1 protein-coding gene is annotated in these 439 nt (G+C 35.8%); it reads left to right on the top strand.

Annotation, left to right across the window (positions count from 1 at the left end; translation table 11 throughout):
• A partial coding sequence (locus AC1DG9_RS27765) for a hypothetical protein (RefSeq protein WP_477635797.1) occupies window positions 1-363 on the top strand: 363 nt, incomplete at its 5' end.
• Window positions 364-439: the final 76 nt, after the last annotated feature.

Below are 439 nucleotides of genomic sequence, written 5' to 3'. Positions count from 1 at the left end.
GTTTATGACGAGATATCAGAAGTTAAAATAGCCCAAAAACCTGCCTCTTCAATTTCGATTGAAACCCCAGAGGGTTTAGATGATGACTCAAATGTTGTTGAAGAGCCTATTGCTCCAAAAGTTACCAATACTCCATTCTTTAACACACCAAGTCCACTAGAGCCACAGATTGCTGAACCAATAGAGATTGAAGAAGAAAATCAGGGACTTCCGTTCTACCTAAAAATTATTATTGCCTTTGCAATAATAGTAGCAATAGGATTGGCCGCGTATTTTATTAAGCCCGAACTTTTTAATGGTGCTTTAAATAAATCCGACAATGGTCTTCACGATAATTCCCCGAACTTTTTAATGGTGCTTTAAATAAATCCGACAATGGTCTTCACGATAATTCTGAACTGATCAAAAATAATGATAAAATCAAAACTGATTCAATTGC

The organism is Pedobacter sp. 05L430, from assembly GCF_056397585.1.
This window is presented reverse-complemented; position numbering and strand designations above follow the sequence as displayed.